The sequence below is a fragment of the Oscillatoria sp. HE19RPO genome (genome assembly GCF_024220515.1).
In the GTDB taxonomy this organism is placed as follows: Bacteria; Cyanobacteriota; Cyanobacteriia; order Cyanobacteriales; family Laspinemataceae; genus Laspinema.
Map to the genome: position 1 here is coordinate 1 of NZ_JAMXOT010000401.1, position 6811 is coordinate 6811.

Genomic DNA, 6811 nt, shown 5'->3' on the forward strand with positions numbered 1-6811 from the left:
TTGCAACAAATAAATCACCCAAATGCGATGCTTAAGGAACTAAAAAGACGTTCTTAGCCCGCGCAGGCACCGCTTCGTCCTGTGAGCCTCCACCCTTGAGGGTGTGGGTTTTTGGGTATTTTATTTTTTGGAGTTCCCTAGCTCTAGTCCTTCATCCAGTGAGCTTCATTTTGGGACCCCTTCCCGGTCTCTGGGGTCGGGTTCTCCTGAGATTACGGGAGGGGCCAGGGCTGGCTCCCATGTTATACCAAATCCGGTTGTGAAAGACCTATTTTACTCTTCAGCCTGCGTAGGCAGGCTTTGTCTGGTGAGCCTCCACCCTTGAGGGTGTGGGTTTTTATAGACCTTTAACAACCGAATTCCGTATTATACCAAATCCGGTTTTTAAAGGTCTATTAAAACGAATTGTAGGGGCGCTTCCCGAAGCGCCCGTGGAGGCGCTTCCCGAAGCGCCCCTACAAATACTGCTTGAGGTGGCTCGTTGTTATAGACCTATTACAACCGGATTCCGTATTATGGACTCAGGGGTTTAGCAAAAAACCGAGTCTCGTCGGGGCCAAAATGGGGTGCGATCGCCAATCATGCCCGAGGTCTATTCCAGAGGGACTGCGATCGGGGCCAAAATCGGTTGGAGTCGGTTAAATGAGAAGCTAGAGCCAAAATCTCAACAAAAAAACATTATATTTCATTAACTCTTAAGGCATCATGAAATATAGAAACTTTTATAGTAGCGTCCGTAACCCGTTCTTTAGAGGCCGGGAAATAGCTACTCCCTTGAGTTATTTTTCTTCCCCGGTCTCAAGAGCGGGGGATTTACAACTATTCCCATAGAGTACATGAGGTTTGCCCATGCTTTCAGAAAGCAGATCAGACAGAAAAACCAAACCCATCGTGGTTCCCACCCGTAGAACCGGCGCTTATGCGTTGATGGATAGTCTCAAGCGTCACGGAGTCAAACATATTTTTGGCTATCCCGGAGGGGCGATTTTACCGATTTATGATGAACTGTATCGGTTTGAAGCCGCAGGGGATGTCCAGCATATTTTAGTTCGCCATGAACAAGGAGCCTCTCATGCCGCAGATGGCTATGCCCGTGCCACCGGCAAGGTGGGGGTTTGCTTTGGGACATCCGGTCCGGGGGCAACGAATTTAGTCACCGGGATTGCCACCGCCCACATGGATTCGATTCCGATGGTGGTGATTACGGGACAGGTTCCCCGGGCGGCGATCGGCACCGATGCCTTCCAGGAAACGGATATTTATGGCATTACCTTACCGATTGTCAAACATTCTTATGTGGTGCGCGACCCTCGGGATATGGCGCGGATTGTCGCCGAAGGGTTTCATATTGCCAGTACCGGCAGACCCGGTCCGGTGTTGATTGATATCCCCAAAGATGTGGGGTTGGAAGAGTTTGACTATGTGCCGGTGGAACCAGGGAGTATTAAATTACCCGGATATCGCCCGACAGTCAAAGGGAATCCCCGACAAATTCATCAGGCGATCGAGTTAATTCGCCAAGCCAAAAAACCCTTACTGTATGTTGGTGGGGGGGCGATCGCCGCTGGTGCTCATGACTGCATTAAAGAACTCGCCGAACATTTTCAGATTCCCGTGACAACTACCCTCATGGGCATCGGGGCCTTTGATGAACATCATCCCCTGTCCTTGGGAATGTTAGGAATGCATGGCACCGCCTACGCGAATTTTGCCGTGAGTGAATGCGATTTGCTGATTGCCGTTGGCGCGCGCTTCGACGATCGCGTTACCGGCAAGCTGGATGAGTTTGCCGCCCGCGCTAAAGTCATTCATATCGATATCGACCCCGCAGAGGTGGGTAAAAACCGGGGACCCGAAGTTCCCATCGTCGGAGACGTGCAGCAAGTGCTCATGGATCTGTTGCGTCGCCTGCGGGAAACCGGGGATATTGCCGATGCCAATCAAACCAAAGAGTGGTTAGCACGAATTGAGCGCTGGCGGTCAGATTATCCCTTGTTGGTGCCCCATCCAGAAACCGCCCTCTCTCCCCAAGAGGTGATTGTGGAAGTGGGACGGCAAGCACCAGATGCCTACTACACCACCGATGTGGGACAGCATCAAATGTGGGCCGCCCAGTTCCTGAAAAATGGCCCCCGTCGATGGATTTCCAGCGCCGGATTAGGCACAATGGGATTTGGCGTTCCAGCAGCGATGGGTTCCCAAGTGGCCCTACCGGATCACCAAACCATCTGTATCAGTGGCGATGCCAGCTTCCAGATGAACCTGCAAGAACTGGGAACGATCGCCCAGTATGGCATTAATGTCAAAATTGTCATCATCAATAATGGCTGGCAGGGGATGGTCCGCCAATGGCAAGAAACCTTCTATGGGGAACGCTACTCTTCCTCCAATATGGAGGTGGGAATGCCGGATATTCCCTTACTCTGTAAAGCTTATGGCATGACAGGGAAGGTGGTATCAAGCCGAGACGAACTTTCGGATGCGATCGCGCAAATGCTGGCTCATGATGGACCCTTTGTCCTTGATGTCCATGTCACCCGCAATGAAAACTGCTATCCAATGGTAGCCCCGGGTAAGAGTAATGCTCAAATGATAGGGTTACCGGAACTCAAACAAAAAGACTTGCAGGTTGAGTTGGTTTATTGCAGCAATTGTGGGGCCAAAAATGCCTCCACAAATCACTTCTGCCCTGAATGCGGAACGAAGCTCTAGGGTAAGAGAACTCCAAAAAATAAAATATCCAAAAACCCCGCACCCTTCAGGGTGGAGGCTCACAGGACAAAGCGGTGCCTGCGCGGGCTAATTAAAGTCTTGTTTAGGTGCTTAACCATCGGATTTGGATAATTTATTTGTTGGAATACCCTAAGAGAGATAGGGAGGATGGGGGAGATGTTCAACGTCCCGACTGAAGTCGTTCTTAAATGTTCAACGTCCCGACTGAAGTCGTTCTTAAATGTTCGTAGTTTCGCAACGTCGCTATCATTGCCCACGTCGATCACGGCAAAACTACTCTGATCGATGCCTTGCTCAAACAATCTGGTATTTTTCGTAAAGGGGTTGGAGTCCCGGATTACATCAGGGACTCCAACCCCTTAAAACAAAAACAAAACATTAGACCTCTTGCAAAATTCTTTAAAGCCCCCCGTGAACCGAAACATTTATTCCTCTGGCCCCCCCCTACAATTAAACATTTATTCCTCTGACTCCCCCGTGAAACTAAATATTTATTTCTCTGGCCCCCCCTTAAGAAGGGGGGCGGGGGGGGATCTTAAGGGGGGTTGGGGGGATCAATCCTTTTTTTTGCAAGAGATCTATTACAATTCTTTCCAAAAATACCGCCGTTCGCTACAAAGATACCTTAATTAATATTGTCGATACCCCCGGTCACGCGGACTTTGGCGGTGAAGTGGAATGAGTCCTGGGGATGGTCGATGGCTGTCTGTTGATTGTGGATGCCAATATTGGCCCGATGCCGCAAACCCGGTCTATGCTGAAAAAAGCCTTGGAAAAAAAAGGACTGCGCCCCATTGTGGTGCTCAACAAAGCAGAAACTAATTATAAACGATCCTTAGAGTTTGAACCTAATGATGCCAATATTTATGATCGGTTAGCTTTAGTCTATGAAAATATACAATAGGATGAAAAAGCACTGAATAATTATCTGATTGCTGCCGATGGAGGGTCAGTGGCTGCGTATAATAATTGAAGTCGGTTATACATTCTTGAAGGTAAGTATGTGGAGTCAGCGATCGCAGCGACTCAAGGACAAAAAATTTTACATCAACGCGATCGTCAAGATCACTCAAAAAATCCCCCAATTCAAGAATTAGACAATAAAGATGAAATTTTACTGAGAGAACATGAGATTAAAAATTATGAAATTAAAGACTATTTACGCAAAAATTTAGGATGGGCGAGATTAAAACAAGGGCGCTTCCCTCTTCAAAGCGGAACTGGAACAGGCGATATAGAAGAAATTATCTAATCCGAAATCCGTTGATTAAAGGCGATTTAAAACTTGTCAGGGAAAGGGGTTCCAAACCCTGTGAGTTCGGACTCTGCTGACCCTTTCCCCGACTGCATAATATCACCGGAATTCTATAGTCCGCCTTTGGGCGGACGACTACTTATTCACTTCGATCGCAGCATCAAACATAGAAAAGCGATCGCGCACATCCTGAGTATCATTGAGGACAAATCCTTGCCACTCCACCCAAGCATGGGCAGCAAAATTTCCCGATTTTTTTTTGACCCCAATTCGCAATTCGCTCTCGATTCCTTGGTGACGCAACAAACCCCACAAAACCAGAGATTTTTTCAGACAATTTGCCCAAGGTTGGCAATATCTGGCAGCTAACTGCACCATTCGAGTTGTTTTTATGATTTGGCGATCGCGTGGGCAGTGCAGTTTGGCTAAAAACGCTTGCGTCCGCTTAAATCCCCAAAATTTCAGCGATATTGCCACCAGGAAAAGCAACAAAAAACTTTGCAGCAATAGCCAGCGGTCATCCCCGTCCATCCGCCAAAAACTGCGGCATTTACGCATTGCTAACTTCCACAGGTTCATTGGTTAATAATTTTGATTTGTAATATTTCTGATTTTTTTTGACTATTAATTGTCTATCGCGTATTAATGATATATCATAGATTAACGATTTTGTCAAGTTGTTCCTCGTCCGCACAGCAATTCTCATTATGGAAATTTTGCTCAAGCTTATTGAGAACAGTCTCAAGAGTGCTTCTTGAAAGCCCCATTCCTTCGTTCAAGATTTGGCATCTTGGACAGGATGCGGGTCAAAATGAGAATTGCTGTCGTCCGCAGGTCGTGAGCGTAGCGACGGATTGTAAGGAGCCGCTACATGAACAAAACCCGCCTTTTTGGCGGGTTATCTAGCTCCGTTATTTGTTTAGTCCGCGCTTCGCGGACTTGATTCTTGTAGTCACGGATTTTAATCCGTGGCTACTACAAGGGACTTTTCTGACCCTTTGGCATTTCGATATTTTGAAATTTTGAAATTTTGGCAAATATGATTGCAGAACTAACCCAAAATACCGACAATCAAATCCCTAAGCAAAACCATAACAACCGACCGGAAACTGAACTGCTGCTATACTGCATCCGTTACCAACTCGGTACGGCTACATCCGCTGAAATTGCCCATCTACTGCAACAGGATTTAGACTGGAATTATTTCCGGCAAAAAGCAGCCCAACATAATGTATTTCTTCTAGTTTACGAAACCCTGAATAAAACTCATCCTCAATTGATTCCCAGGGAGATATCCCAGCAACTTCAAGCTTACGCTCAACAACGAATTGCCCGAAACTTATTTCTTACCAAAGAACTTTTGCGGTTACTGAATTTATTCGCCGCCCATGAGATTAAAGCGATTCCTTTTAAAGGGCCAGTTTGGGCGACCTTAGCTTATGGGAATATGGCGGTGAGAGAATTCTGCGATTTGGATATTCTGGTGCGGGAATCAGATTTTTCCCAAGCAAAAGAGTTACTGATTCAAGAGGGATATCGCGACCCCCTTTTTGGCACCCAAGAAGCGGTGATTAGACAAGTGCAAATGGTGCGACAGGACGATCGCGTGAAAGTGGATCTGCATTATGGGTTGCTGCCAGAGCAATTTTATCTGGAATTGGATTCAGAACCATTTTGGCAGCGGTTGCAAACCATCTCTATTGCGGGCAAAACCGTGCAAACTTTTTCCCCGGAAGATTCGATCGCCCTCGCTTATTTACATGGGACTAAAGATAGTTGGGGAATGCTGAAACGAATTTGCGATTTTGCGGCATTTATTGGCCACTGTCCAGAGGTTAATTGGCAGGAAATTCTCCAACGGTGTGCCACGAATGAGCGCGATCGCAATTTCTGGTTGGCGATTGAAATTACCCGCACTTACCTGCAAATCTCCGTTCCCGAAGCCATCTTACTAAAAATTCAGGCTTTTCCAGAATTAACCGAGTTAGCCACCGAACACCAGCAGCTTTTTTACCGGACAGAAATGGGAGTTAAGCCCTCTTTATTTGGGGGGTTAAGACTGTTTCCTTTGATGGGCATGAATTTCAGGGATAAAGCGCGATATGTTTTCGGGGTTTTGTTCAACGTGAACCGAAGAGACCGCGAAATTTATACCTTACCTGGGTACTTATTTTTCCTTTACTACCCCTTGCGGATTATCCGGTTAATCAAAAGTTATAAAATCGGCCCGGAGAAAATCGCCTTTCTCTGGAAATTACTATGGAAATAGTCAGGAAATAGTTAGGAAATTGAACATGAGCCAAAATAGCACGATGCAATTTACGATTCCCAGTCACATTCTCGCCCAAGAACTCGCGGGGGAGGTGGTGTTGATGAATATCGATAATGAAATGTACTACAGCTTAAACTCCGTAGGCAGTCAAATCTGGCAACTTTTGAGCGATCGCCTCGATCTCGAAACAGCGATCGAGCAACTATTGCGCCGATTTGATATAGATGAGGCAACTTTGCGTCAGGATGTCACTCAGTTAGTGGACGAACTGGTGGCCCAGGGGTTGTTAACGGTAGAACAGGAGACGGTCTAATCCCAAGCTAAATCAAATCCCCCCAAACCCCCCTTTGAAAGGGGGGCTTAAGAGGATTCGGTCTCCCCCCTTTGAAAGGGGGGACGCTTGGGGGGATTCGGTCTCCCCCCTTTGAAAGGGGGGACGCTTGGGGGGATTCTTCTGAGGCTAAATCAAATCCCCCCAAACCCCCCTTTGAAAGGGGGGCTTAAGAGGATTCGGTCTCCCCCCTTCAAAGGGGGACTTAAGAGGATTCGGT

The 6811-nt window shown here is 47.2% G+C and carries 6 protein-coding genes and 1 pseudogene; 6 read left to right on the forward strand and 1 reads right to left on the reverse strand.

The features are described 5' to 3' along the window. The first annotated feature begins 849 nt into the window (after window positions 1-849). The 4 genes and pseudogenes from ilvB to NG833_RS27845 all read left to right on the forward strand — a co-directional run bounded on the left by ilvB (window position 850) and on the right by NG833_RS27845 (window position 3985). A complete protein-coding gene (gene ilvB, locus NG833_RS27830; protein WP_254568518.1) occupies window positions 850-2712 on the forward strand; it encodes a biosynthetic-type acetolactate synthase large subunit in 1863 nt (620 codons plus the stop codon). A 266-nt stretch (window positions 2713-2978) separates the two neighbouring features. Beyond that, entirely contained in the window at window positions 2979-3203 is a 225-nt protein-coding gene (locus NG833_RS27835; RefSeq protein ID WP_375293970.1) for a GTP-binding protein, read from the forward strand. A gap of 101 nt (window positions 3204-3304) precedes the next feature. Next, window positions 3305-3574: pseudogene (locus NG833_RS27840) on the forward strand (GTP-binding protein); the annotation flags it as partial. Window positions 3575-3736: 162 nt separating this feature from the next. Beyond that, window positions 3737-3985 (forward strand): hypothetical protein, encoded by a 249-nt coding sequence (locus tag NG833_RS27845; protein WP_254568519.1) that lies wholly within the window; start codon window positions 3737-3739, stop codon window positions 3983-3985. 138 nt (window positions 3986-4123) lie between these two features. On the opposite strand, the gene NG833_RS27850 is transcribed toward NG833_RS27845, so the two are convergent. Next, window positions 4124-4546 (reverse strand): lasso peptide biosynthesis B2 protein, encoded by a 423-nt coding sequence (locus NG833_RS27850; RefSeq protein WP_254568520.1) that lies wholly within the window; start codon window positions 4544-4546, stop codon window positions 4124-4126. A 481-nt stretch (window positions 4547-5027) separates the two neighbouring features. Here NG833_RS27850 and NG833_RS27855 point away from each other — a divergent pair, with 481 nt between their 5' ends. Beyond that, a complete protein-coding gene (locus NG833_RS27855; protein ID WP_254568521.1) occupies window positions 5028-6257 on the forward strand; it encodes a nucleotidyltransferase family protein in 1230 nt (409 codons plus the stop codon). A gap of 25 nt (window positions 6258-6282) precedes the next feature. Then, window positions 6283-6573: a PqqD family protein gene (locus NG833_RS27860; protein ID WP_254568522.1), complete on the forward strand. Its 291-nt coding sequence runs from the start codon at window positions 6283-6285 to the stop codon at window positions 6571-6573. Window positions 6574-6811 lie beyond the last annotated feature (238 nt).